Raw genomic sequence first — 24161 nt, 5'->3', positions numbered from 1 at the left:
GCCCCGCCTTCCGAGCCGCGCCGGCTCCCCGGTCCCTTCGAGCTGTCCGCCCGCCTGCCCGCACACCCGCCGTCGGGCCGCCACGCCCTGCCCCGGCCGCCCGGTTCGCCGATGCCCGCGCCCCGCCGCTGCGCCCGCCCGTCCACACCCGAGAGGGAACGGTTCCGATGAGCACCTCCCCCACCACCGCCCTGCCGAAGCTCGGCCTGAAGAGCCCCGGCGCGGGCCTGATCACCCTGGACCCGGTGCGTACGGCACTGCTGCACGGCCTGGACGGCCTGCTCACCGGACTGGCGGCACAGCTCTCCGCCCCGGAGGTCGTCGGCCCGCCGCTGCTGTCCGTCGAGGGGCTGACCAGGCTCGACTACTTCCGCAACTTCCCCCATCTCGGCGTCTCCGCCGCACGGTTCGCCCCGGAGGGCCTGGACGGGCTGGCCGCCGGTTCGCCCGCGGCCGAGCTGCCCTTGCGGCCGACCGGCCACCTGCTGCCGTCCGCGACCTGTTACGGCCTGCTGCTCTCCCTGGAGGGCGAGGACGTCGGCGCGGCCGGGCTGCGGCTGTCGGCGACCGGGCGCTGCTTCCGCAACGAGACGCACTACGACGGGCTGCGACGGCTGTGGGGTTTCCACATGCGTGAGGTGCTGTACCTGGGGACGAAGGACGGGGCCGTCGAACACCTGGACAGGGGCTCCGAGTTCATCCAGGAACTGGCCGCCCGCCTGGGGCTGGTCCTGACCCGGGCCACGGCCGACGACCCCTTCTACGACAAGGGCGGCTCGCGGGCGAAGCTGATGGCCCTGGACCCGGTCAAGCACGAGTTCAGCGCGCCCGACGGCACAGCCATCGCCTCGGTCAACCGGCACCGCAACTTCTTCGGCGAGCGCCTGGGCATCCGGGCCGGTGAGCACGGCCCCGCGTACAGCGCCTGCGTCGCCTTCGGCGTGGAGCGCTGGGTCCACGCCATGATCCTCGCGCACGGAACGGCCGAGGAGGCGCTGGACAGGCTCCGCGAGGCCCGGCCCTGAAGGGCTGTCGAAGACCGGCCCAGCACACGGCCACCCTCCCGGATTCAGGAACCGAGCAACCGCGCAGCCGCGGAGAAGGAGCAGCCCGCCATGGAACGCATCGTCGCGTGGATCCACGAGAAGAACCCCGGCCTCGACGGACCGATCGGGGACGACGAGGATCTGATCGAGGCCCGCCTCATCGACTCCCTGGACTTCCTGGAGTTCGTGTACCTCCTGGAGAGCGTCTCCGGCCGCGAGATCGACCTCCAAAAGGTCACCATCGACGATTTCGGCACCCTGAACCGCATCAAGGAACGCTTCCTGTCCACCGCCCCGGCCCCGGCCGCGCACCGGACGGCTTCCCGGTGAGCGTCCGGCCGGACGGCGTACGGCTGTGCTGACCGGTCCGGATCGGGAGCCGCCGGACGGCCGCACCGCGCTGGCCGTCGTGGCGACCACGGCCGAGGTGCTGGACCGCCCCGACCTGGACGAGGGCCTGCTCGCCCCGTGGGAACGGCGGCGCCTCGCGCGGGTCCGCGTCCCGAGCCGGCGCGACGACGTGCTGGCGGCGCGGCTGTTGCTGCGCCTCTGCGCGGCACGGTTCACCGGACGGCAGCCGCACGAACTGCTCCCCGCCCAGTTCTGCGCGGCCTGTGAACGTTACGGGCACGGCCGGCCGTACCTGCGCGGTCACCCGGACGTGGGCGTCAGCCTCAGTCACGCGGACGGGCTGGTCGCGGCGGCCGCCGGGCCCGGGGCGGTGGGTGTCGACGTGGAACCCGCGGCCCGCCCGGTCGGGCCGCCGCCGATGCTGGCACGGCTGATGAGCGAGGCCGAACTGCGGGCCGTGGGCGCCCGGCCCGACCCCGACCGGGCAGTGCTGCGGATGTGGGTGCGCAGGGAGGCCCTGCTCAAGGCCGGTCACCCCGGCGCCGGCAGTGCGGCCGACGTACCGCACACCGTCGCGGACAGCGGCAGCCGCGCCGGCCGTCCGGGCGGCCTGCACGTCCTGGACTGGACGGACGAGCGCCGGGCCGCCGTGGCGACCGTGGCCAGTGCCGTCCCCGCCCGGCGCTTCTCCGTGACGCCAACTCCGAGCGCTCCGCGCGAAACGATGTGAGGTAGCAGATGTCATCGCACGACACCGGGACCGTCGGGGCCGGAACCCTCTCCGTCCCGTTCTCCGGCCTGCGGTCCGGATCGGCTCCGATGAGCTGGGGACAGCAGGCGATCTGGAAGTCCATCAGCTGGCTGGACGAAGAGGCCCATTACTTCAACCTGGCCCGCGTGGTGGCCCTCCCCGACGGCACGGCCACGGACGGCGTCGTCACCGCCCTCGGGCAGCTGATCGCCCGCCACGAGGCCCTGCGCAGCACCTTCGCGAACGGGGCGGACGGGCCGGTGCAGTCGGTGTACGGGGACGGCTCGGCCACGGTGACCGTCCACGCCTCCCCGCCGGACGCCCCCGGCCCTCCGGACGAGACGGACGCCCAGGCGTTCGCGGACCGCCTCGCCGCCACCCCGTTCCGCAACGGCGAGGAGTTCGGGATGCGGTACGCGCTCCTGACCCACGCCGGGGAGCCGGTGTGGCTCGTCATGGTGGTGTCGCACCAGGCCACCGACTTCTGGGGCGTCCGGGTCCTGGAGGGCGAGCTGGCCCGGCTGCTGCGCGGCGAGAGCCTCGGCCCGGTCGGGTGGCAGCCGCTCGACCAGGCCCGCCACCAGCAGAAGGGCGAGGGCGCCCGGCGGGGCCGCGCGGCACTGGAGCACTGGGAGCGCACGCTCAGCACCGCGCCCGCCTCCCACTTCGACTTCGTCCCGCCGCCGGACGGGGCGAGCGAGGACGACCCCGAACGCTTCGTACGGCTGCGGCTCGACTCGGTGGCCGGTGCCGTGGCCGCCCAGCGGCTGGCCGACCGCTGCCGGGTCAGCACGAGCACGGTGCTGCTGACGGCCGCGGCGGTGACGCTCGCCGCGTACACGGGCCATGACCGCGCGGTACTGCTCCTGATCGCGGGGAACCGCAACGAGCCCCGGCTGCAGAGCATGGTGGGTGCGCAGACGGAGAACGCGCTGTTCGTCCTGGCGCACGGGGAGGGGACCTTCGAGGAAGCGGTGCGCGGCGGCTTCCTCACGACGATGAGCGCCTACCGGTACGGGGAGTACGACCCCGCGGCGATGGACGAGGTGCACGAGCGGGTCGGCCGGGCCCGTGGCCGGAAGCTGGACCTGTCGGCGTTCTTCAACGACGTACGGATGCAGGACCGCTGGGACACGCTTCCGGACACGGGGGACGACCCGGCCGCCCTGCTGGCCCTGCGTGAGCGCAGCGAGGTCACGTTCATCGGGTCGTGGGCCCGCCAGGACGCCAAGTACTTCGTCCACACGCCGTACTCCCCCGACAGCCTCCAGCTGTTCCTGATGGCCGACACGCACTACCTGCCGGTCCCGGTGATCGAGGGGCTCCTGCGGGCGATGGAGACCCTGCTCGTCGAGAGCGTGCACGGGAAGGTGACACCGGCGGAAGCGCTGAGCGGCCTCACGCTCCCGACGAGGGAACGGACACCGGACACCCGCACCTGAAAGGACGTGGTACGTGGGTGCCTGGTGCCTGGTGTCGAGAACGGTCGGGCCCCGCGTACCGCGGCTCACCTCCGCTCGGCCGGAGGCGAGCCGTCCGGCACCCCTTGGCCATCCGGGCCAGTGCCGTGGTGCCGCCTCGGGAGGGCGCCGAGCGGACTCGGCGCGGATGGGCAAGCGACGCAGATCGTAATGACATTCATTTTCATGTATCGTCTGCCTCGCTCACCGATCGCACCCGGAGGTCATCATGGCCGTACCCAAACGCAAGATGTCGCGCAGCAACACCAGGCACCGCCGCGCGCAGTGGAAGGCCACGACACCCCAGTTGGTGACGGTCACGGTGGACGGCGTTCCCCACCTCGTCCCCCAGCGGCTCGCCAAGGCGTACGAGCGCGGCCTGCTCCGCCCCGAGGGCTGACGGCGGCATGCCGCCCCACGCACCCCCGCCGCGCCTCCCCGTCACCGTCCTGTCGGGGTTCCTCGGTGCCGGAAAGACCACGCTGCTCAACCACGTCCTCGGAAACCGCGAGGGCATGCGCATCGCCGTCATCGTCAACGACATGAGCGAGGTGAACATCGACGCCGCCCTCGTACGCGGCGGTGAGTCCGCCCTGTCGCGCACCGAGGAACGTCTGGTCGAGATGACCAACGGGTGCATCTGCTGCACCCTGCGCGACGACCTGCTGGAGGAAGTCGACCGACTGGCGCGCGAGGGGCGTTTCGACTACCTCCTCATCGAGTCCTCCGGCATCTCCGAGCCCATGCCGGTGGCGGCCACCTTCGCCTTCGCCCGCGACGACGGCGCCACCCTCGGCGACCTGGCCCGTCTGGACACCATGGTCACGGTCGTGGACGCCGCCAACTTCCTGACCGAACTGGCCAGTGGCGACGAACTGGCCCAACGCGGCCTGGACCAGTACGAGAACGACGAGCGGACCGTCAGCGACCTGCTGATGGACCAGATCGAGTTCGCCGACGTCATCGTCCTCAACAAGCTCGACCTCGTCGACACCGCCTCCGCCGACCTGCTCCGAGCCACCCTCTCGCGACTCAACCCCGCCGCCCGTGTCGTGTCCGCCGAGCGGGGCCGCGTACCGGTCGGTGAGGTCCTGGGTACCGCGAGGTTCGATCCGGAGCGGGCACAGCAGGCTCCGGGCTGGGTGAGGGAACTCAACGGTGACCACGTTCCCGAGACGGAGGAGTACGGCATCTCCTCGACCGTCTTCCGCTCCGACACGCCCTTCCACCCCGGGCGGCTGTGGTCGTTCGTGACGGAGGCACTGGACAGCGGCGCCTACGGGCAGGTCCTCAGGTCCAAGGGCTTCTTCACCCTCGCCAGTCGCCCCCACGTGATGGGACTGTGGTCCCAGGCGGGTTCAGTGGTCCGCTTCGAGCCCTACTCCGCGCGCGACACCGACAGCCTCCACGTCCAGGAACTCGTCTTCATCGGAACCCGGCTCAAGGCGGCGCGGCTGCGGGCAGCCCTGGCCGACTGCCTCATGCAGGCAGACGAAGCCCCGCCCGCGACCGATCCCTTCCCGGTCTGGGACACCTACAGCTTCGACGAGCTCTGCGCGCACGAGCACGACCCCCTCACCACCGTGCCGGGGCACTGAGACTCCGGGCCGGACGGTGGTCGCAGCCACGGCACCGTCCGGCCCGGTGCACACCTGCGTCAGAGAGGCAGCCGATGCCGCAGCCCAGGGGAACGGCTCTCGACAGCAGCCGAATTCACCCGCTGGATGCGACCCCACCCGCATGGGCCACACGGGCACCGATCCGCTGCGGAAGTTCACCTCCGACCACGGAAAGATACACAGTCGCCGCCGCGTCACCCTTTCCGGCGAGAACCGACCACTCCCCCCGCACAAGCCATTTCTGCGGGAAATCCGGAATACAAAATCACGCAGAATGCACCCCTGGGATCAGGGGTGCATTCTGCGTTCTCGGACGGCGCTCGCGAAACAGTCAGTGGTCGTCCCAGTGGCCCTCGTGAGCCGCGTGCCGGTGGCCGTCGTGCACGTAGTCCATGTGGTCACCGTGGGGAACCGCCACATGCCCACAGCCTTCTCCGTGCACGTGGGCGTGCCCGGAGTGCTCTCGGTGCCCGTCAACCTCGCACTCATCGGCGTGGCCGTCGTGTCCACGGTGCAGATGCCCGTCGTGCACGTAGTCGACGTGATCGCCGTGAGGGACTGCCACATGCCCGCAGCCCTCGGCGTGCGTATGGCCATGCCCGGGATGCGGCTGGTGTTGCACGGATGTCGCCACTTCGCTCATCTCCATGAATTCAGACCACCGCCCATTTCGTGACGGCAGCTTCAGCGTCCTCCTGTTTTCCACCTTCGCGGCCGAGGCTGCCACAGAGAACACGCGTCGGCAAGCAGGACAATTACGCGGCGTGCTATCGACAACGATTATCGATGTTATACCCGAGAATGCATTTCACCAGCTCCGGTGTACACGGTCGACTCCGGAATCCATGTTTCGTCGCGCGGGACGAAATGGGACTGGAGCGGTTGCAGCTCGCCGTGCGGTCAGGTCTGGGGCTGGAGGAGTTCTACCGCAAGGCGGGCTGGACGGAGGTCGGCAGGTGGCCGGGCGCACTGCGCGTGGCGCCCGGTGACGACCGCGACGAGATCCTGATGAGTCCGGCTCTGCGAAAACGCTGCTGAACTCCCTTTCCGCGCAAGGGCCTCACGTGTCGCCCATGACCGCGACCAGTACGGTGCTGTCGCCGAACTGCCAGACCGGTGCGACATGGGCGAAGCCCGCCCGGCGCAGCAGGGCGGCGTGTCGGCACACCGTGACCCGCTCGTCGCCGGCGCTGCCGACGTGGAGGGTGTGGCGCCGCCGGCGTTCATCGAGCAGGTCGGCCAGTTCGGGGTCCCGGGCCGCGGCGTCCCACCAGGACCGCCAGTCCTCCCGCGCGTGGCCGCCCGCGCGCTCGGACCTGCGACGGCCCACATGGGCGGTGAGGTCCGAGCAGGGCGCCGCGTCCGGCGGGAAGTGGTCCCCGTTGACGAGGACGCCGCCGGGGCGCAGCAGGGACGCGAGGGAACGGTAGGTGCGCAGCAGCACCGGCTCGGGCAGGTAGTGCAGGGCGGTCGTCGAGACGGCGGCGTCCAGGGGGCGGTCCAGCCCGAGGGTGTCGGTCCAGCCGTCCGCGCCGATGACGGTGTCGACGTAGCGGGCGGCGTCGGCGTGGTGGGTGCGTCCCAGTTCCAGCAGCACGGGGTCCATGTCGGCGGCCACGATCTCGGCGTGCGGGAACCGGTCGGCGAGCCTGGCGGCCAGGGAGCCGGGGCCGCACCCGAGGTCGAGCAGCAGGGGGCGGGCGCGGCGGAAGACGGTGTGTTCGACGACATCCGCGATCACGGTGAACCGCTCCTCGCGGTCCACCGCGTACCGCTCCTGCTGGCGTTCCCAGCGCTCGACCCAGGCCCTGGCCGTCGCCATGCTCACGCCCATAGCGTGCGTCACCTCGTCTGTCTCTCGTCCGTGCGGGGGCACCGACGAATCTACAGGTGGTAACGATTATCAGTTGCCATTCACGTCAACGACGCGAGGACGGCCAGCAGCCTGTCGATCTCCGCCACGGTGTTGTACACGTGCAGGCTCACGCGCACCGAAGCGTCCCGAGGATCGGCTCCGGCCTGGCAAAGACTGTCCGCGCGCACCATGAAGCCGTGGCTGTAGAGGATGAACCCGAGATCGTCCGAGGGGATGTCGCGGTGCCGGAAGGTGACGATGCCGTGTCGGCGCTGCGCGACGGGGAGTGCTGAGTCGGCGGACAGGCTCATCTGACAACCGAGAACCTCGTACGGGCCCAGGCGCCCGAGCCGGTCCGTCAACCGGGTGGTGAGCATGGTCGTCCAGTGCTCGACGCGCTCCGGTCCGACCGTGTCGAGCCAGTCGAGAGCGGCCCGCAGCGAGACGATGCCCGCCGTGTTGGGCGTTCCCTGCCAGCCGCCCGGCCGGAACACCGGCCCCCGCGCGTTCCGCGCCCAGATCACCCCCGAGCCGGGCAGCGCCATCGCCTTGTGCCCCGAGAAGACCACGAAGTCCACGTCGAGGGAGGGATCGTCGAGGTGGACGGGCAGGTGGCCGACGCTCTGCGCCGCGTCCAGACAGATGGCCACGTCCGGGCCGACCGCTTCGCGGATGCGGTGCACGTTCATGTCGCCGCCGTAGACGTGGTGGACGTGGGTCGCGGCCACGAAGCGGGTCCGCGGGCCCACGGCCCGGGCCAGGGCCAGATGGTCGTAGTCTCCGGAGACCGCTTGGTACGGCAGCGCCTGCACCCGCACCTCGACGCCGCGCTCGGCCAGCAGCTGCCGGGCCTCGATCCAGGGGTCGAGATTGGCCCGGTGGTCGGCGTACGGCACAAGGATCTCGTCCCCGTCGGTGAGGTATGCCACGAGCCAGTCACGGGCGACGGTACGCAGGCCCTCGGTGGTGCCGCTGGTGAAGTGGACGCCGGAGCGGCCCGGTTCGGGGTCGTGGAGGAACTCCTTGACCCGTTCCCGGGTCGACTGCACCAGTTCCGTTGTCCGGTTGGCCCAGGGGTAGGTGCCGCGTCCGGCGTTGGCGTTCGACGTCGTGAGGTAGGTCTGTACGGCCTCCAGTACGGCACGTGGCTTCTGGGACGTGGCCGCGCTGTCGAGGTAGGCCAGCTCCGGGTGCGCGGTGACGATGGGGAACTGTTCCCTCGCTTCCCGCTGCCAGCGCGGGTTCTCAGGGTCCGCGGAGGGAAGCGGGCCCGCCGGGCTCATTCGCGCACCAGCGGAGCGCCCGCGTCCCGCCAGGCGACGATCCCGCCGTCCAGACTGCGGGCGTCCGGGTGGCCCATCCGCTTCAGCGCGGCGGCGTAGCGCAGCGATTTCTCGCCGACGGGACAGGCGAGCAGCACGGGAGTGCGCTTGCTGAAGGGGAGCCCGCCGCGGAGCAGGTCCTCGAACACCTCGTCGACGATGTTGACCGAACCCTCGATGTGGAGGGCGGCATAGGCGTACGGGCTGCGCAGGTCGACGACGAGTGGCCGGGGATCGCCCTCAGCAGACCAGCGCCGGGCGTCGTCCACCCCGATGACGCGAGCCTCCGCACGGGCCTCGGCGTCGGTGACGGCCGTCGCGGACCGCCCCTGGGCCGTCCGGCCGAGGAGTTCCGGGCGCCGCTGGCGCACATAGCTGAGATAGCTCTCGGCCCGGTCGCACACGATGAACACCGCCGTGCGGCGCTGCCCCGTCCCGTCCAGCTCGCCGTCGGCGTACCGCAGCTGCCGAACCGTCCCTTGGTAGGCGGCGCCGCCGGTCGGTCCGCTCAGCAGTCCGCAGCGGCGGATCAGGGTGATCATCCCGTCGATGGCCTCGTCCGAGGTGACCGACTCGATGGTGTCGTACGTCGCCGGGTCGAACAGGCCGACCTCGTGGACCTCGTCGATGGTGCGGATGCCCGGTATGAAGTCCGACTTGTGGGCGACCAGGCCGAGGACCCGTACGCGCGGGTCGAGCTCGCGCAGGACCTTGGCGACACCGGTCGACGAACCGGCCGTACCCACGCAGGCGATGAACCAGTCCGGCACCCGCCCGTCCAGGTCCTTCACGATCTCGGGCCCGGTGCCCTCCGCGTGGGCCTCGACGTTACGGGGGTTGAAGTACTGGTCGGTGTGCAGGTACGTGCTCCCCGGGTCGGAGAGCGCCCGGTGGAAGTGCGTCAGCGGGTCGTCCGTGTCGGTCGGATCGAGGCACTCGCTGCGCCCGGGAAGTTCCTCGATCTCGGCACCCATGAGCAGCAGGAGTTCCTTGATCTCGGGTACGCGCATGCGGTTGGTGACGCTCTTGAAGCTCACTCCGTGCATACCGGCCAGCAGGGCCAGTGCCTTGGCCGTGTTTCCGCTGGAAAGCTCCACGAGCGTTCCGTCACCGTCGGTGGCAGCCTCCAGGTGGGGCCGGGCCATGTGCCAGGCGGGCCGGTCCTTGACGGACCCGAACGGGTTGAGCATCTCCAGTTTGGCGTAGAGGTCGATGTTGCGCAGTCCGTGCACGGCGGGATCGATGCGCACCAGAGGCGTGTTGCCTATGGCCTCGGTGATGCTGTCATACCTCATCCGGCTGCTCCCCCACGGATGTGATCGGCCAGTAGTCCTCGTCCGGGCACCAGTTCCAGGACCCGCCCCGCCGCTCCACCGCGACCGTCCGCGCGACGGGCTGCCGCTGCGCCTGATGGGCGCGGAAGTCCATGGCATAGCCGACGGTGTTGACGAAGGCCAGTAGATCCCCGGCCCGCGGCAGCCGGGGCAGGAAGACCAAGCGCCGGGTGATGAGGTCGCCTTCCAGGCAGAGGTTGCCCGCGAGGTAGACACCGATCGGCTCCCCGTCACCGGTGGCGGCTTCACCTCGCGGCAGCAGGACGGGGTCCACCAGGACTCCGTGCTCCTCCAGACTCATGTCGCCCGCGTTCATGGCGAGCTGCACCACGTACTGCCCGGAGCCCGTGTCCACGGGACGTACGTCCAGCACGCGGGCGAGCGAGAGTCCGCACTGGTCGACCAGTGAGCGACCGGGTTCGATGTGCAGGTCGTGGAGGTGCTCCAGCAGGAGGGTGGCGGGCGGGCGGCCCAGCACCGGCGCGGGCAGTGAGAGCAGCTCGTCGAGGTAGCCGGGGCCGGCGGTGGGGCGGTACGCGGGGTACAGCGCGGCGGCACCGCGCACCGTGCCGCCCTCGTTGCGCAGCCCGTACCCGTGACCGCGCCAGGTCAACGGCGGGCGGACCCCGAGCACCGCCTCGGTCAGCGCGGTGGTCCACCGCTCCCATTCCTCCGCCTCGGCGACGTAGCCGACGCCGAATCCGCCCCCGATGTCGAGAGCGCGCGGCGCGAGTCCGCGTGCCCGGCATGCGTCCATGAACAGCACACACTGCTCCAGCGCCCGCGCCTTCTCCTCGACGCCGGTGGTGTCGAGGTGGTAGGCGGCACCGACGAACTCCACGGTCTCCGCGTTGCGTTCGAGCGCCGAAAGCAGCGCCTCCGTGTCCCGTACCGGAGTACCGAAACGGCTGCGCCGGGAGAGCAGTCGGGTGCTCACTCCCCCGGGGCCGGAGGCGTACTCGAACCCCGACAGGCGTACCAGCACGGCGACCCGGCCGAGCCCGTGCGCGCGCAGCAGGCCGCAGAGCCGTTCCAGTTCCCCGGGCGAGTCCAGGCTGACCGTCGCGCCCGCGCGGGCCGCCAGCCAGAGGAACGCGGCGTCCTTTGGACCGGTGGCCATGACGCGGTCGCCGGTGAACCCGCATCCCAGTGCGTGCCTCAGCTCGTCCACGGAGGCGACGTCGACGCCGACGGCGGCCGGGTCCTCCGCCGCCAGTCGTCGCAGCAGGGCGCTGGACCGGTTCGCCTTGTGCGCGAAGTACACCCGGCCGGTGAGACGGTGGCGGCCGTAGACGGCGCGGAAGCGGGCGACGTTCTCGGCCACGGCGTCGGGGAGCAGTACGTTGAGCGGCGACCCCAGCACGTCGACGAGCGAGTGCAGGAAGAGCCGGTCCGTCAGCAGTGCGGCGAGCGGCGGCTCCACCCTGGGTCTCAGATACAAGGGCGCGTCCACGTAAGACCCCTCCCGGTGTCGGCCGACCGCCGACGCGACGGTCGCTCGGGAGTAGTCGTTTCCAGGTACACCCGCTCCTAAGCGTCACCGGTCCGGTTCCCGGAGCGGAGTCCCGTGCCCGGGAGAGGGTGCTGAGGCGAAGGTGCTCGGGGGCGACGGGGACGGGCTGTGCCGGCGGGCAGGTCCCAGGCGCCCCGGACAGCCGCCTTCCGCGGGAGCGATGTCCGGTTCCCCGCCACACGCCCGTCCGTACACCGCCTCTCCGGTCGCGCGGGACCGTCGTGTACCCGGTCCTGTGCCGGGACAGGCGTGTGCCCTCGCCACCGCGGCGTCGAGCCGTGGCGGCGAGGGCACAAGGCGGTCAGGGGGGTCAGTGTCCGGCGACGACGCCCGACAGCTCGTTGGTGCTCTTCGGCAGGGTGACGGAGCTGATCTTCTTCCCCGTTTCCACGTCGATGGCGTGCAGCGCCTTCTTGCCGGGCTCGGAGACGTAGGCGACGTGCCCGCGCACGAACAGGGTGGGCCGGGCCTGCTGCCATTCCAGCGGCTCCTGCCAGTCGCCCACGGCGGGGATCTTCTTCTCGATCTCGCCGGTGTCCGGGTCGATGACGTGGATGGCGCCGTCGGTGCCGAGGACCAGGGCCTCGCCGTGCGGGCCGCGGGCCAGCGAGCGGAAGGAGTAGCTGGTGCCCAGGTCCACCAGGCGCAGCTTCTTCTTCTCGGTGTCGATGAGGGAGACGCGCGTGGGGCGTTCCAGCTCGGCGTCGGGGTCGCTCTTGTAGTCGCCCAGCAGAACGGGCGAGGCGTCGCTGCCGGCCTGGTTGCCGATGCGGCCGTAGTCGTCGGGGGAATCGATCTTGGTGAACTCGCCGTCCTTGTAGATCAGGATGCCGTCCTCGCAGCCGACGCCGACGGCTTCGTTCTTCGCGGCGGCCTCGCCGTGGACGCCGGGGCAGTCCTCGCTGCGCGCGATCTCCTTGTTCCTCCGGTCCAGCACCAGCGCGCCGGTGCGCTTCTCCTCGGTGCCCAGGGTGCTCACGAGTTTGCCGTCGGCCAGTTCGATGGCGACGCCGTGGTGCGGCTCGGCGGAGGTGTAGGTGCGCCCCGCGGGCTTCGTGCCGCTGCTCAGTGCGGTGGGGTCGAAGACGTTGACCTCTCCGGTGCCGTCGGTGAAGAGCACGGTCTTCGTGGCGTGGCGGACCACGTGGCCTGGCTTGGCGCCCTTGTACTCGATGCCGGTGAGGGCCTGGTCGGTGGCGTCCAGGACGCGGAATCCGCTGTCGGTGGAGACCATGACGTGGTCCTTGTCACCCGCGGGGTTGACCCGGTTGAAGCCGGGCAGGTCAATGGTCCTGGCGAGCTTCAGGCTCTCGCCGTCGAGGATGTAGAGGCCGCCGTCGAAGGTGGCGACCAGCGGCTCCTTGACCGCCACCACGGGCGTGGCGCTCGCGGTTCCGTCGGACTTGGTGTCGGTGGAGGAGGAGCTCTCCGGGCCACAGGCGGTCAGGGCCGTGGAGATGGCCAGGGCCAGTGCCGTGCCCGTGAGGGCTCTGCCGCGTATCGACTTGTTCATCGGTCTGTTCCTTTCTGCACCGCGCGGTGGCGGCATGGGGGTACGACGAGCCGGCGCCCGATGGCGGGCGGGGCCGGGAGGCTCGGAGGGTCAGTCGCCGGTCAGGCCGGTGACCATGGCGGTGGTGTTGGCGCGCATCATCCGCAGGTAGGTGTCGGCGCCCGCGCCCTTAGCGGTCAGGGACTCCGAGTGGAGTTCGACGACACGAACCCCGCCGCCCAGTTCCGTTCGCAGTACCTCGGCGAGCCGTTTGGGCTGGGAGGAGTCGGCGAAGACGGTGCGTACGCCCGCTCCCTCCATCGCCTCGGTGAGGGAGCGCAGGTCCGAGGAGCTGGGCGAGGCCAGCGTGGTGCCGCTGGGGATGACCGCGCCGATCACCTCCAAGCCGAAGCGTTCGGCGAGGTAGCCGAAGACGTGGTGGTTGGTGACCAGGGCCCGCCGGTCCGCGGGGACTCGGCCGAAGGACGTCTCCATCCAGGCGGTGAGGTCCGTGAGTTGCTTCGCGTAGCGGTCGGCGTTGGCCCGTATCGCGGCGGGGTCCACGCTGTCGACGTGCTCGATGACCTGCTCGGCTATCAGGCCGGTGACCTTGTGCATCCGGCCGGGGTCTGTCCAGAAGTGCGGGTCGGGCTGCCCTTCCTCGCCCTCGGGGCCGCCGTCGTCGGCGGTGTGGAAGGTGAGCGGGTCGGCCGCCTCGCCGGCCGCGAAGGTGGCGACACCGGACTCGCGGGCGGCGTCCACGTGCCGCAGTACGTTCTCCTCCAGGCCCAGGCCGTTGTAGACGACCAGATCGGCCTGTTCCAGCTCGGCGGCCTGCACCGCCGACAGACCGAAGGAGTGCGGGTCGGCGTTGGGCTTCATCAGGACGGTGACGTCGGCCTCGTCGCCGACGATCTCGCGGGTGACGTCGCCGAGGATGTTGGTCGTGACGACGATGCCGGGCCGGTCGTCGTCGGTCGTGCAGGCAGTGGCGGTCGCGGCTGTCACCAGGGCGAGCAGACCCGCGATCAGGTGTCGCAGGCGAGCGGCTCGCACCCTCGCGCGACGCCGCACCTCGGTTCGGCTCATCGTCCGGTCTCCACCATGAGGACCGGCTTGACGTCCAGGTCGAAGGAGCGCGCGATGCGCAGGCCGTCGTCGTAGTCGATCTCGAACACCTTCTTGCCCTCGGGGTCGTTGACGTAGGCGCGGCTGCGGTCGACCTCGATGACGGGGGCGCTGCCGTCGGAGTCGTCCCGCTTGCCCGCTGTCAGCAGCGGCTTGGTCCGTACGGTCCGCTCTCCGGTCGCGATGTCATAGCCGTGCACCGAGCCGTCGGTCTCCAGAACGAGCAGCGGGGAGCCCTCGCCGGCCGTGTTGGCCGCGACGACGGGCCCGGTGTCCACCCGCTTCCAGGTCCGCTCGGTGACGTCGAGGATCCAGACGGCGTCCTCTCCGGCCGGGGCGGTGAGGGTGTCGCTGCCGGGCCGATGGCGGAAGGCGGTGGCTCGTTCCCGCGCCGGGACGTGCTTGGGGTACGGGATCTCCTCGGCGGTGAAGGCGCCGCCCTGCGCACGCACGAGCAGGGCGCCGTCCGCGCAGCCGAGGATCACGCCGCGCCGGGTGACGGCGTCTCCCCGGGGTGCCTCGCACGTCGCGTCCGGGGAGGCTGCGCGTTCGCCCTTGCGGTCGAGGACGACGAGTTCGGTGGTGCCGCCCTTGTTCGTGAAGGCGAGCAGGTGTTCCTCGTACGGCACGACGGCACCGGTGTAAGTGCCGTGCAGGGTCCGAGGAGTGGTGATCTGCCCCTTCTCCAGCTTGCTGCGGTCGTAGAGGAGGGTGCGGCCGTTCTCATCGGTCACCGCGGTCACGGCGGCATCACCGCGTATCTGTGCTTGGGTGGCCGCGGGAAGCGCACCCACGTCCCGCGTCGCCGCGCTGTAGTAGTGGACGTGGTCCCCGTGGTCCACCATCCAGGCGCCGCTGTCGAGCACACGGGTGCCGCCGGGCGCGTGAAGGTAGCCGAACCTGCCGTCCGTGCCCAGCCGAACGGCGTCCTTCACCTGGGCCGTCCTGTGCACCTTGCCGGTGATGAGGTCGAGAACCCCGGTGTTTCCGCTGTCCGGGTCGTTCAGGAGGAGTCGGGACTGCTGCTCGGCGGCCTCCTGGGCTCCCTCGACGTACCCGTGCGGAGTGGCGGGCGGCGGACTCGCGGCGGGTCGCGTGGCGTTGTGCTTCTCCCCCGCGCAACTCGTGGTGAGCAGCGCGGTGAGAACGAGTGCGGCCGATGCCCACGGAGTGACGTTTCTGCGGACGGTCATGGTGATCGCCTCTGGCTTCTTTCAGTTGACTTCGAGCAGGGGTGCCGTGAGGTGGGCCTGGCGCGTACGCCGGTCTCGCAGGCCTGACAGCACGTGGGAGAGGAAGAACAGGCTGACCGCGAGGGCCGCGACAGTCGCGCCGGCTGCGGTGCTCAGGTGCCAGGACAGCAGCAGGCCGCCGAACGTGGCCAGGGTGCCGAGCAGTGCGGCGAGCACCATGACCCCGCGCACGGAACGGGCCCAGGGCACGGCGGCCGCCGGCGGTGCGATGAGCAGTCCGAGGACGAGCAGCGTGCCCACGATGTGGAACGAGGCGACGATCGCCAGGCCGAGGAGGCCGAGGAGTACGGCGTGTGCCAGGCGCGGCCGCAGCCCCAGGGTGTGGGCCTTGCGCGAGTCGAACGCCAGGGCCAGGAAGGCGCGGTGACCGAGGACCGACACCGCCAGCGCCACGAGCAACGCCGCGGCGAGCATGAGGAGGTCCTGCTGCCTGACGGCGAGGACGTCACCGAAGAGGAAGCCGGTCAGGTCGACCGCGAAGGACTGCGATCGCGACACGATGATCACGCCGAGCGAGAGCATGCCGACGAACAGCAGCCCGATGCCGGTGTCCTGCGACAGCCTCGGCGTACGGCCCAGCGCGGTGACGCCCGCCGTCATGACGGCGGCGCTGACCACCGCGCCCACCATCAGATTTCCCCCGAGCAACGCGGCGACCGCGACGCCCGGCAGCAGCCCGTGGGACATGGCGTCACCGAGGAAGGCCATCCCCCTCAGCACCACCCAGGTGCCCGCCAGCGCACAGATGGCGGAGACCAGCATCCCGCCCCACAGGGCTCGCTGCACGAAGGTCACCTCGAACGGGACCGTCAACCATTCCATGCCCCGGACACTACAATGAAAATCATGTTCAATACACCGCGCCCCTCACCCGCCCCACTGCTCGATCGGACTGCCAGCCTCCGCTTCTCGGAACTGTGCGCCGGCTATCCAGGGCGCCCGGTGCTCCATCACGTCAGCGGGGAGATAGCCGAGTTGGCCATGACGGTGCTCGTCGGCCCGAACGGCAGCGGCAAGTCGACCCTGCTCGGCGTACTCGCCGGTGTGATCAAGCCGACATCCGGCGACCTCCTCCGCACCGGTGACCGGCCGCCCGCCTTCGTGCCGCAGCGCGGAGCAGTCGGCGACACTCTTCCGCTCACCGTTCGGCAGACCGTGGAGATGGGACGCTGGGGCGAGCGCGGCCCGTGGCGCCGGCTGACCGCACGGGACCACGCGACCGTGGACACGGTGCTCGACCGGCTCCGCATCGGCGACCTCGCCTCACGCCAGCTGGGCGAGGTGTCGGGCGGGCAGCGTCAGCGTGCGCTCATCGCCCAGGGGCTGGCGCAGGAGTCGGACCTGCTGCTCCTCGACGAGCCGACCACCGGCCTGGATCCGGAGGCGAGGGAGCGGATCGGGGCACTGCTGACGACGCTGGTCGCCGACGGGGTGACGATCGTCCAGGCCACGCATGATCTTGAGGTGGCACGCGCGGCGGACGCCTGCCTCCTGCTCCAGGACGGCCGTCTCGCCGGGCAGGGGCGTCCGGACCAGGTCCTCACCACGTCATCGCTGACCCGGCTCTGGCAAGCACTCTGAGGGGGCCCGCCACAACCGACGGCTCGGCCGTCTTCGCGAGGTGGTGCGCAGCGCCGAAGTGTTGCTGCCCCGGTCAGGGCTCGCCGAAGGCGGCGTCCTCGTCCTCGACAACTACCGCTGCCGGCCCGGACAGAAGACCCACCGGGCGAACGCACCGGCGCACCGTCCGCCCGGGCGGCGGTCAAGTCAAGGAGAGGGGCGACATCGTCGCAGACCAGGGACGCGCGGCGGGCCGTCGGCCCGAGGGTCAGGGTGCTCGAACCGCCCCGGTCCCCCACTGGCCCCCAGGAGGTCCCGAAACGATTCAGGGCCGGTCTCGGATTTCTCCGAGACCGGCCCTGATCTGCGACTTTCACAAGTCGGGACGACAGGATTTGAACCTGCGACCCCTTGACCCCCAGTCAAGTGCGCTACCAAGCTGCGCCACGTCCCGCTGCGTTTCCTCCCGGTTCCCCGGGCGGCCGCGCAGGACAAACATTACCTCACTCCGAGGACCGGATCGACGCCCGTGCCTGCTGGGCACGAGCGGCCAGCCCCTCGGCCCCGCAGGTCATCGCCTGCTTCTGGGCGCGGGCCAGTTCCCGGTGAGAACCGATCGCGATGCCGTATTCGACCCGGGCGAGGGCGTGCTCGTAGGCGGAGGGCGACTTCTCCAGGTGGCCCACCGCATCGGCGAGCAACTGGACGGACTGCTCCGGCGGTGCGAAGAGCGAGACGCAGCGCAGGGCCTCGCCCAGGGCGGTGGGAGTGCCGAACCGTTCCGCGTGCACCCGGGCGCGGGCGGCCAGATGGGACGCGCGGGCCGGGTCCTCGTCTGCCAGGGCGCGGGCCAGATCGCCCGCCCAAGGGGCCCAGATGCCGTTGAACCGTTCGCGCGGCTCCAGAGCTGCGCCCGCCGATTCGAGCTCGGCGACGGCCTCCGCCTTGCGGCCCTCCGCCAGGAGCAGACGGCCTCGTACGCACGGGGCGTCGGGCAGCACCATGGCACTGGGGTAGGGCGGGCCGAAGGCGTACCGGTCGGCGACCCGGCGGGCTTCCTCGATCCGGCCGCGCGCCAGCAGGGTGTCGATGAGCAGGCACGCCGCGTCCCAGTGCACGGGCAGTCCGGAGCCGACGCGGTCGGCGAGACGGAGCCCTTCGCGCAGAAAGCCCTCGGCCTCGGCGAGGCGGCCGCGACGGCGGTGGACCATGCCGAGCAGGGTGTGGGCGAACGCCAGGTGGGCCCCGCTCCAGCCGGAGATCTCGAAGGCCCGGACGGCTTCGCCGAAGAGGCTCTCGGCGCGGTCGAGCTGGTCGGTGAAGGCGTAGGTGATGCCGACCATGGTGGGGAGCTCGAAGCCCCACTCGGAGTCGGTCCAGCCGAGACCGCGGGCGGGGCTGCCGTCGATCAGGGCGCGTTCGCAGAGGTCGACGATGAGCTGGGCGTTCTCGCCGCGCAGCATCGCGTCAAAGGCCCGCAGGGTGAGCAGGGCCCGCTCGGAGTTGTCGCGCCCCTTGAGGTGGTCGGCGTTGCGGGCCAGCCGCCGGGAGCGGGCCGGCCCGTCGTCCTCGGAGGCCTGCATGCCCTCCCACATGAAGTGCGCGGCTTGGAGGCGCATCAGCCCGGGGCCGGGTGCGGTACGGCCCGCCTCGGCTGCCAGCGAGAGCGCCGCGTCCTTGAGCTGGTTGTTGTGGGCGAGCGCGGCGGCGAGCCGGAAGGTGGCGTCCACGCGCAGGCCGTCGTCGAGTCCCGGCATGTCGAGGGCGGCACGCAGATACTGGACCGTGGTGGGCGGTGAACTGAGCAGGGTTGCACAGCCCAGCTCGTAGAGGAGGACCGCCCGGTCCTTGGGGCGGGGCGGCTCCTCCAGGGCCCGTTCCAGACAGCGCCTGGCCGCTTCGGGGGCGCCGACCGCGAGATGCTGCTTGGCGGCTTCCCGCAGCTGCGCGACCAACTCCTGGTCGTCGTCCGGGTGGACCTCCAGCAGATGCCGGGAGGCCGCGGCGGCCCCGAGACCGGCCCGGGTGATCGCCCAGGCGGCGCGCCCGTGCATGGCGGTGCGGGTGGCTGGCGGGATGGAGCGGTAGACGGCGGTGGCGATCAGCGGGTGGACGAACTCCAGGGGGTCGAATCCGCTGACGATACGGGCGTCGCGCAGCCGGGCCGTGCAGTCGGCGGCCTCCGCCGAACTCATCCCGGCGAGGGTGGCCGCCAACTCCTGGGAGATGTCGGTGCCCAGGACGGCGGCCGCCCAGGCGAAGCGGTTGGCGTTGGTGCCCAGCCGCTCCAGACGGGCCACGAGCCCGCTGCCCCGGGCGGAGGCGCCCAGCTCCCGCAGCTCCCCGGCCGATTCCTCCACCGGTGGCAGCTCGCGGTCCTGGACCTTGGCGACCAGCTCGACCGCCTCGTACGGGTTGCCGCCGGTCACCGCCCACACCTCGCGGCAGAACGGGTCGTCGGCGTGTTCGCCGAGCCCCGCGCGGACCAGTACGGCGGTGGCGTCGGGGGTCAGGGCCCGCAGGGCGACCCGGTTCACCTTGCCGTGACCGCCAGAGTCACGCTCGGCCTCGCGGTCGGCGATGTAGTTGGCGTCGCGTTCGGCCAGTTCCTGCGGGCGGTGCGCCTGGACGACCAGGACCGGGAGTTCACCGAGGCGGGCGGTGAACGAGGCCAGCCAGGCCAGGGATTCGCCGTCCGCCCAGTGGGCGTCGTCCACGATGAGGAGCAGCGGCCGGTGGCTGAGCCGGGAGGCGAGCCGGCCGACGACGAAGTCCAGGCCGTCGCGCACACCCTGCGGGTCGAGCTGCCGGCCGCTCGGCTCGGCGAGTCCGAGGGCGGGCGCGGTGGTCTCGTACCAGTCGCCGAACAGGGCCCGGGTCTCGTCGGGCGGGAACCGGTCGAACGCGGGCTGCAACAGCTGCCGCACCACATGGAACGGCACGGAGGTGACGGTCTCGCCGCCACGGGCGGACCAGACAGTGCAGCGGTCGGCGGCCATCGCCTGGATCTCCGCGAGCAGCGCGGTCTTGCCGATCCCGGCCTCTCCGCTGAAGACCAGCAGACCGCCGACGGCCTGCGCACCGCACAGGGCGTCCACCGCCTCGGCAGCGGCGGCGAGTTCCGGTTCACGTTCGTACAACGGCCGGGACGGCTTCATGCCCACCCTTCCCACAGAGGCAGTCTTCTCGACGGTCGAGCCTAGTCGTGCGCGGGTGCTCACCGACAGGGTTCGCAGGATTCCTTGCAGGTGCGGGGCACAATCGAGTAGTGAACGAGACGCGCAGAGACCGTGATGCCGAGGGCCGGGCGCGCAATGCGCGCCCCCGCGACGGGCTGGGACGCCCGCTGCCGTACGGGACGCCCGGCGTCGAACGGCAGCCGGAGGGGGTCGTCCGGACGCCTCCGGAAACGCTCCGGGAGGCGCAGCGGCTGCTGGACGCGGGGATGCCGTTCCATGCGCACGAGGTGTTCGAGGACGCCTGGAAGTCGGGGCCGGAGAAGGAACGCGAGCTCTGGCGGGGGCTGGCGCAGCTCGCGGTGGGGCTGACCCACTCCGCGCGCGGCAACACCGCGGGCGGGGCACGGCTGTTGCGCCGGGGCGCAGGGGCGATCGCTCCGTACGCCGAGGCCGGGCCGCACGGGATCGCGGTCACCGGACTGGCGGCCTGGGCCCGGGAGTTGGCGGACCGGGTGGAGACGGGCGGGACGGTCGACGCGGCGGCGGAGGCGCCACGGCTGCTGGGGTAGCGGGGGGGCTGCGCGGGGCCCGCGCACGGCCGGAAGGAACGGGTCCGGGGGCCGGGGTGCCGGGCAGCTACTACCATCCGGCTCCATGAGCACTTCTGACCAGGACCAGCGCCGGGACCAGCGCGAGGACGAGCCGAACGGCGAGCCGTCCGCCGGCGACCGGGCCACCGCCGACGCACCGATAGCGGAACCCGAAGCCGTGGCCGCGCACCCCTCGGCGCCGGGGGCCGGGGCGGCAGCGGGTGAACGGGACGCCGAGGGGAAGCGGCTCACACCGCGCCAGGCGAGACGGCTGCGGATCGTCCTCTCCTCGGTGGGTATGGCGGCGATGGCCGTGGTGCTCGGCCTGCGGATCGCCAGCCGCTCCTCGGTGCTGGTCGTCGGTGTGTACGGGCTCGCGCTCATCCTGTGCGGTGTGGTGATCGAGCTCAGCAGGAACGGCCGGACCAGGCTGGGCAGTTGGCTTCTGGGGACGGGGCTGGTCGCCGCGGTCGGGGCGGACTGGATGCTGCTTCCGTGAGGCGGCCCGGCACCTGTCCCTTCGGGCTCCCCCCGGAGGACCGGACGTCGAGTCCGTACACCGGCTACACCCGTGCCCACTGGGAGGCCGTCGCCGACGGGATGCTGGACACGGCCTGGAAGTGGGCCTCCCCGGGCGGGGCCCGGCTCGATCTGCCCGGCCCCCCGTCGCACTCCGGGGTCCGGTCGGACGGTCTTGAGGGGTACGCGCGAACGTTCCTGGCCGCCGGGTTCCGGGTCGCCGGAGCGGGGGGAGAGGACCCGCGCGGGCTGCTGGAGCGGTACGCCGAGGGGCTGGACGCCGGTACGCGCACGCCGGGGCGGGACGACGCGGAGTCCTGGCCGCTGATCCTGGACCATCATGTGCAGGGCCAGCCCATGGTGGAGTCCGCCTCGGTGGCGCTCGGGCTGCGGCTCACCCGCCCCTGGCTCTGGGACCGGCTGGCACCGGACGTGCAGGACCGGGCGGAACGGTGGCTCCGGCGCGCGCTGCGGCAGGTCCCCGCGGCCAACAACTGGTACCTCTTCCCGTACACCGTCGCCGGGTTCCTGGAGTCGGTGGGCCGGGGCGACGCGGAGACCGTACGGGCCCGGGAGCGGGCCCTTGAGCTGCTGGAGAGCTGGTACCGGGGCGACGGCTGGTATGCCGACGGCGACGGGCGCGCCTTTGATCACTACAACGGCTGGGCGCTGCACCTGTATCCGCTGCTCGACGCGCATCTGGCGGGCGACGCGGGGGAGTCGGCGCGGCACGGGACGCGCCTGCGCGAGCACCTGGAGAACTTCTCGCTGCTGTTCGGCGGCGACGGGGCCCCGCTGTACTTCGGCCGCTCGCTGGCCTACCGCTTCGCCGCGAGCGCGGCCGTGGGCCTGGGCGCGGTGACCGGGCATACGCCGCTCGGCCCGGGGGCTTCCCGGCGGGTGGCCAGCGGGTCGCTGCGGTACTTCCTGGAGCGCGGGGCGGCCGGGAGCGACGGTCTGCTGAACCTCGGCTGGCACGGCCCTCATCCGGCGACGCTCCAGACGTATTCGGGTCCCGCCTCGCCGTACTGGGCGTCCAAGGCGTTCGTGGCCCTGCTCGCCCCCGCCGGGCACCCGCTGTGGGCGTCGGCGGAGGAGGCGGCCCCGAGCGAGGGTCCCGACCGGGTGCTGTCCGTACCGGCCCCCGGGTTCCTGGTGCAGTCGACCCGGGGGGACGGGGTGGTGCGGCTGCACAACCACGGCAGCGACCATGTCCGCCCGGAGGAGGGCGAGTCGGCGGCCGACGAGGACCCGCACTACGCACGGCTCGCCTACTCCACGGTGACCGGGCCAACGTCGGCGGCCAACCCGGCGGACAACCATCTGGCGGTGGTGGTCGGCGGGGCGCGCAGCGCACGCCGGCGCATCCATCCGCTCGGGTCCGGGCACGGCGACGGCTGGGGCTGGGCGGGCTCCTGGCACCGGCCGGTGTTCCCGGCGGGCCCGCCCACCGTCCCCGGGCTGCGGGTGGAGAGCGTGACCGTGGCGCGGGGCCGCCACGAGCTGCGGGTGCACCGGGTGCTGTTCGCGCCGGACGGGGCGCGGGCGGAGCTGACGGGGTGGGCCACCGAGCCCGGGGGCCCGGTGCGCTCGCAGCTGCTCGGGCTGCACGGCTGGGAGACGGCGGAGGCGGAGGACGTACGGGCCCCGCAGGGTACGGCGTTCACCCGCTGGGCGACCGTGCCCCGGCTGGCCGCCGACGTGACCGGCACGGCGGTCCTGGTGGCCCTCGCGTCCCTCACCGCCGAGCCGGACGCCGCCCCACTGGACGGTGTGGTGGACCGGGTGGAGGTGACGGGTGACACGGTCACCGTGTACTGGGCGGAGGGCGGGGCGCGGGCCCGGATCGCTTTCGGGCGTGGCACCACGGTGACGGTCGATCACAGCCCTTGGACGCACCCTGGCGAACTCCTCGAAGAGGATCGGCGAACTGTTTGTCATCAGCATCAGGACCGTGGAGCGCCACCGGGCCGACCCGCCCCAGAAGCTCGGCCTGCGCGACCGTCCTGAGCTGACGCGGTACGCGATCCGCGCGGGCCCGATCGAGCCGTGAGGAACGGGTGCGGGCAGTTCATGTGATTCTCACCCGATCCGCATAAGGTGCACCCCGTGACCCAGATGACCCCGCCCGGCTGGCATCCAGACCCCGGGCATTCAGGAAACAGCCCCGCTCAGGAACGCTGGTGGGACGGGGCCCGGTGGACCGGCCACGTCCGCGCCTCGCCCGCCGCGGCGCGGCGGCGCGGAATCCGTATCGGCGTCGGCGTGGTCGTCGGCGCGGTGGTGCTCGCGGCAATCGGGGGCGGTGTGTACCTGCTGGGCGAGGACGACGGCGGACGTCCCGGCACCGCGGCCTCCTCGCCGTCCGCCGCTCCCGACGGCTCCGGCGCACCGGACGGCGGCCCGGAGGGCGACCGGAAGGGCGGCGGCAGCGAGGGCGACGGTGACGGCCGGGGCCCCGGCGAGCGGGCCCCGCAGACGGAGCCGGGCTTCGCCACGGACCTGGCCGCCGGGATCAGCATGCCGGTGCCGAAGGGGTGGCAGGGCAAGTCCGCCCCGGTCGGCGCCGGTATGACGACGGGTGAGCACCCCTGCCCCGGTGACACGGACGAGACCTGTGTGCGCGGCGGAGTGTTCTCGGCTCCGGCGGCCGCCCTGGAGCTCACCGCCGGCACCCCGGAGGAGGCGGCGAAGAAGGACATCGCCGTCAACGCCAAGGAGTCCTACGGCGGCACGACCTACGGAAAGATCACCTCGCACGAGGTACTGAAGTCCGGGGCGGTCACCGTGGCGGGCGAGAAGGGCTACGCGGTGCGCTGGAAGGTGGTGACGGAGAGGGGTGACGACGGATACGTGGAATCGCTGGTGTTCCCCTCCCCCGCCTCCACCGACATGCTCGTCGTGGTCCGGTCCGGGTTCGACATCAGCAAGGACGCGCCGAAGCTCTCCGTCCTGGACGAGATCACCCGGGGCATCAAGGCGGCGTCCGGCGCCGGGGCGGGCAACCGCGGAGCGGCCTGAACCGCACGGTGGACGGGGCTGCGGGCCGTGGGCCGTGAGGTCGGGGTGCCGCCGGGCTCCTGCTCGGGCAGGGAGCCGACGGCGGGCGGGGTGGGCCGGTGGCCGACAGTCCACCAGCCCGCAGCCCGCAGCCCGCAGCCCGCAGCGGATTCTCCGACGTATACCCTG

20 protein-coding genes, 1 tRNA gene and 3 pseudogenes are annotated in these 24161 nt (G+C 71.9%); 13 read left to right on the top strand and 11 right to left on the bottom strand.

From position 1 onward, the window contains the following. Nucleotides 1–167: 167 nt before the first annotated feature. From ACZ5WC_RS25845 to ACZ5WC_RS25820, 6 genes are all read left to right on the top strand, one after another. Nucleotides 168–1025, top strand: a complete 858-nt coding sequence (locus ACZ5WC_RS25845) for a class-II aminoacyl-tRNA synthetase family protein (protein WP_468543031.1) — start codon at nucleotides 168–170, stop codon at nucleotides 1023–1025. A 90-nt stretch (nucleotides 1026–1115) separates the two neighbouring features. After that, nucleotides 1116–1376, top strand: coding sequence for an acyl carrier protein (locus tag ACZ5WC_RS25840; protein WP_468543030.1), 261 nt, complete (start codon nucleotides 1116–1118; stop codon nucleotides 1374–1376). Nucleotides 1377–1401: 25 nt separating this feature from the next. Then, nucleotides 1402–2127: a 4'-phosphopantetheinyl transferase superfamily protein gene (locus tag ACZ5WC_RS25835; protein ID WP_468543029.1), complete on the top strand. Its 726-nt coding sequence runs from the start codon at nucleotides 1402–1404 to the stop codon at nucleotides 2125–2127. 8 nt (nucleotides 2128–2135) lie between these two features. Beyond that, nucleotides 2136–3590 carry a condensation domain-containing protein gene (locus ACZ5WC_RS25830; RefSeq protein WP_468543028.1) on the top strand — a complete coding sequence of 485 codons (1455 nt, stop codon included), beginning with the start codon at nucleotides 2136–2138 and terminating at the stop codon, nucleotides 3588–3590. A 247-nt stretch (nucleotides 3591–3837) separates the two neighbouring features. Beyond that, nucleotides 3838–4008, top strand: a complete 171-nt coding sequence (gene rpmF, locus ACZ5WC_RS25825; protein ID WP_073876229.1) for a 50S ribosomal protein L32 — start codon at nucleotides 3838–3840, stop codon at nucleotides 4006–4008. A gap of 7 nt (nucleotides 4009–4015) precedes the next feature. Next, nucleotides 4016–5206, top strand: a complete 1191-nt coding sequence (locus ACZ5WC_RS25820; protein WP_468543027.1) for a GTP-binding protein — start codon at nucleotides 4016–4018, stop codon at nucleotides 5204–5206. 352 nt (nucleotides 5207–5558) lie between these two features. Here ACZ5WC_RS25820 and ACZ5WC_RS25815 read toward each other — a convergent pair whose 3' ends face one another. Further along, a complete protein-coding gene (locus ACZ5WC_RS25815) occupies nucleotides 5559–5870 on the bottom strand; it encodes a hypothetical protein (RefSeq protein ID WP_468543047.1) in 312 nt (103 codons plus the stop codon). A gap of 209 nt (nucleotides 5871–6079) precedes the next feature. On the opposite strand from ACZ5WC_RS25815, the pseudogene ACZ5WC_RS25810 reads away from it, so the two are divergent. Next, nucleotides 6080–6265, top strand: a pseudogene (locus tag ACZ5WC_RS25810) (GNAT family N-acetyltransferase); the annotation flags it as partial. Nucleotides 6266–6287: 22 nt separating this feature from the next. Here ACZ5WC_RS25810 and ACZ5WC_RS25805 read toward each other — a convergent pair. From ACZ5WC_RS25805 to aztB, 8 genes are all read right to left on the bottom strand, one after another. Next, nucleotides 6288–7061: a class I SAM-dependent methyltransferase gene (locus ACZ5WC_RS25805; protein ID WP_468543026.1), complete on the bottom strand. Its 774-nt coding sequence runs from the start codon at nucleotides 7059–7061 to the stop codon at nucleotides 6288–6290. An 80-nt stretch (nucleotides 7062–7141) separates the two neighbouring features. After that, nucleotides 7142–8365: an aminotransferase class V-fold PLP-dependent enzyme gene (locus tag ACZ5WC_RS25800; RefSeq protein ID WP_468543025.1), complete on the bottom strand. Its 1224-nt coding sequence runs from the start codon at nucleotides 8363–8365 to the stop codon at nucleotides 7142–7144. Then, the gene (locus ACZ5WC_RS25795) at nucleotides 8362–9699 is read right to left on the bottom strand and encodes a pyridoxal-phosphate dependent enzyme (RefSeq protein ID WP_468543024.1); all 1338 of its coding nucleotides are present in this window, start codon (nucleotides 9697–9699) and stop codon (nucleotides 8362–8364) included. The genes ACZ5WC_RS25800 and ACZ5WC_RS25795 overlap by 4 nt, the downstream gene beginning before the upstream one ends. After that, nucleotides 9689–11191, bottom strand: coding sequence for a Y4yA family PLP-dependent enzyme (locus ACZ5WC_RS25790; protein WP_468543023.1), 1503 nt, complete (start codon nucleotides 11189–11191; stop codon nucleotides 9689–9691). The genes ACZ5WC_RS25795 and ACZ5WC_RS25790 overlap by 11 nt, the downstream gene beginning before the upstream one ends. A 370-nt stretch (nucleotides 11192–11561) precedes the next feature. Further along, nucleotides 11562–12764, bottom strand: a complete 1203-nt coding sequence (gene aztD / locus ACZ5WC_RS25785; protein WP_468543022.1) for a zinc metallochaperone AztD — start codon at nucleotides 12762–12764, stop codon at nucleotides 11562–11564. 90 nt (nucleotides 12765–12854) lie between these two features. Then, nucleotides 12855–13832 (bottom strand): zinc ABC transporter substrate-binding protein AztC, encoded by a 978-nt coding sequence (aztC, locus tag ACZ5WC_RS25780; protein WP_468543021.1) that lies wholly within the window; start codon nucleotides 13830–13832, stop codon nucleotides 12855–12857. Further along, a complete protein-coding gene (locus tag ACZ5WC_RS25775; protein ID WP_468543020.1) occupies nucleotides 13829–15064 on the bottom strand; it encodes a hypothetical protein in 1236 nt (411 codons plus the stop codon). Before ACZ5WC_RS25775 ends, aztC begins: the two co-directional genes overlap by 4 nt. 21 nt (nucleotides 15065–15085) lie before the next feature. Continuing rightward, nucleotides 15086–15946 carry a zinc ABC transporter permease AztB gene (aztB, locus tag ACZ5WC_RS25770; protein WP_468543019.1) on the bottom strand — a complete coding sequence of 287 codons (861 nt, stop codon included), beginning with the start codon at nucleotides 15944–15946 and terminating at the stop codon, nucleotides 15086–15088. A 15-nt stretch (nucleotides 15947–15961) separates the two neighbouring features. On the opposite strand from aztB, the gene aztA reads away from it, so the two are divergent. After that, the gene (gene aztA / locus ACZ5WC_RS25765) at nucleotides 15962–16705 is read left to right on the top strand and encodes a zinc ABC transporter ATP-binding protein AztA (protein ID WP_468543018.1); all 744 of its coding nucleotides are present in this window, start codon (nucleotides 15962–15964) and stop codon (nucleotides 16703–16705) included. Nucleotides 16706–17064: 359 nt separating this feature from the next. Here aztA and ACZ5WC_RS25760 read toward each other — a convergent pair. Next, nucleotides 17065–17138: transfer RNA gene (locus tag ACZ5WC_RS25760), tRNA-Pro, on the bottom strand. A 49-nt stretch (nucleotides 17139–17187) separates the two neighbouring features. Next, on the bottom strand, nucleotides 17188–19842 hold the full coding sequence (locus ACZ5WC_RS25755) for an ATP-binding protein (protein ID WP_468543017.1): 2655 nt from the start codon (nucleotides 19840–19842) through the stop codon (nucleotides 17188–17190). 110 nt (nucleotides 19843–19952) lie between these two features. Here ACZ5WC_RS25755 and ACZ5WC_RS25750 point away from each other — a divergent pair, with 110 nt between their 5' ends. The 5 genes and pseudogenes from ACZ5WC_RS25750 to ACZ5WC_RS25730 all read left to right on the top strand — a co-directional run bounded on the left by ACZ5WC_RS25750 (nucleotide 19953) and on the right by ACZ5WC_RS25730 (nucleotide 23993). Further along, nucleotides 19953–20432 carry a DUF309 domain-containing protein gene (locus tag ACZ5WC_RS25750; protein WP_468543016.1) on the top strand — a complete coding sequence of 160 codons (480 nt, stop codon included), beginning with the start codon at nucleotides 19953–19955 and terminating at the stop codon, nucleotides 20430–20432. An 85-nt stretch (nucleotides 20433–20517) separates the two neighbouring features. Continuing rightward, complete coding sequence (locus ACZ5WC_RS25745; protein ID WP_468543015.1) at nucleotides 20518–20952, top strand: hypothetical protein; 435 nt, start codon at nucleotides 20518–20520, stop codon at nucleotides 20950–20952. After that, nucleotides 20949–22859 (top strand): annotated as a pseudogene (locus ACZ5WC_RS25740) (DUF2264 domain-containing protein); the annotation flags it as partial. The gene ACZ5WC_RS25745 and the pseudogene ACZ5WC_RS25740, both read left to right, overlap by 4 nt. A gap of 19 nt (nucleotides 22860–22878) precedes the next feature. After that, nucleotides 22879–23025 (top strand): annotated as a pseudogene (locus ACZ5WC_RS25735) (LuxR C-terminal-related transcriptional regulator); the annotation flags it as partial. 65 nt (nucleotides 23026–23090) lie between these two features. After that, a complete protein-coding gene (locus tag ACZ5WC_RS25730) occupies nucleotides 23091–23993 on the top strand; it encodes a DUF2510 domain-containing protein (RefSeq protein ID WP_468543046.1) in 903 nt (300 codons plus the stop codon). The last annotated feature ends 168 nt before the right edge of the window (nucleotides 23994–24161 follow it).

It is taken from the genome of Streptomyces sp. NPDC033165, assembly GCF_055577965.1.
This window is presented reverse-complemented; position numbering and strand designations above follow the sequence as displayed.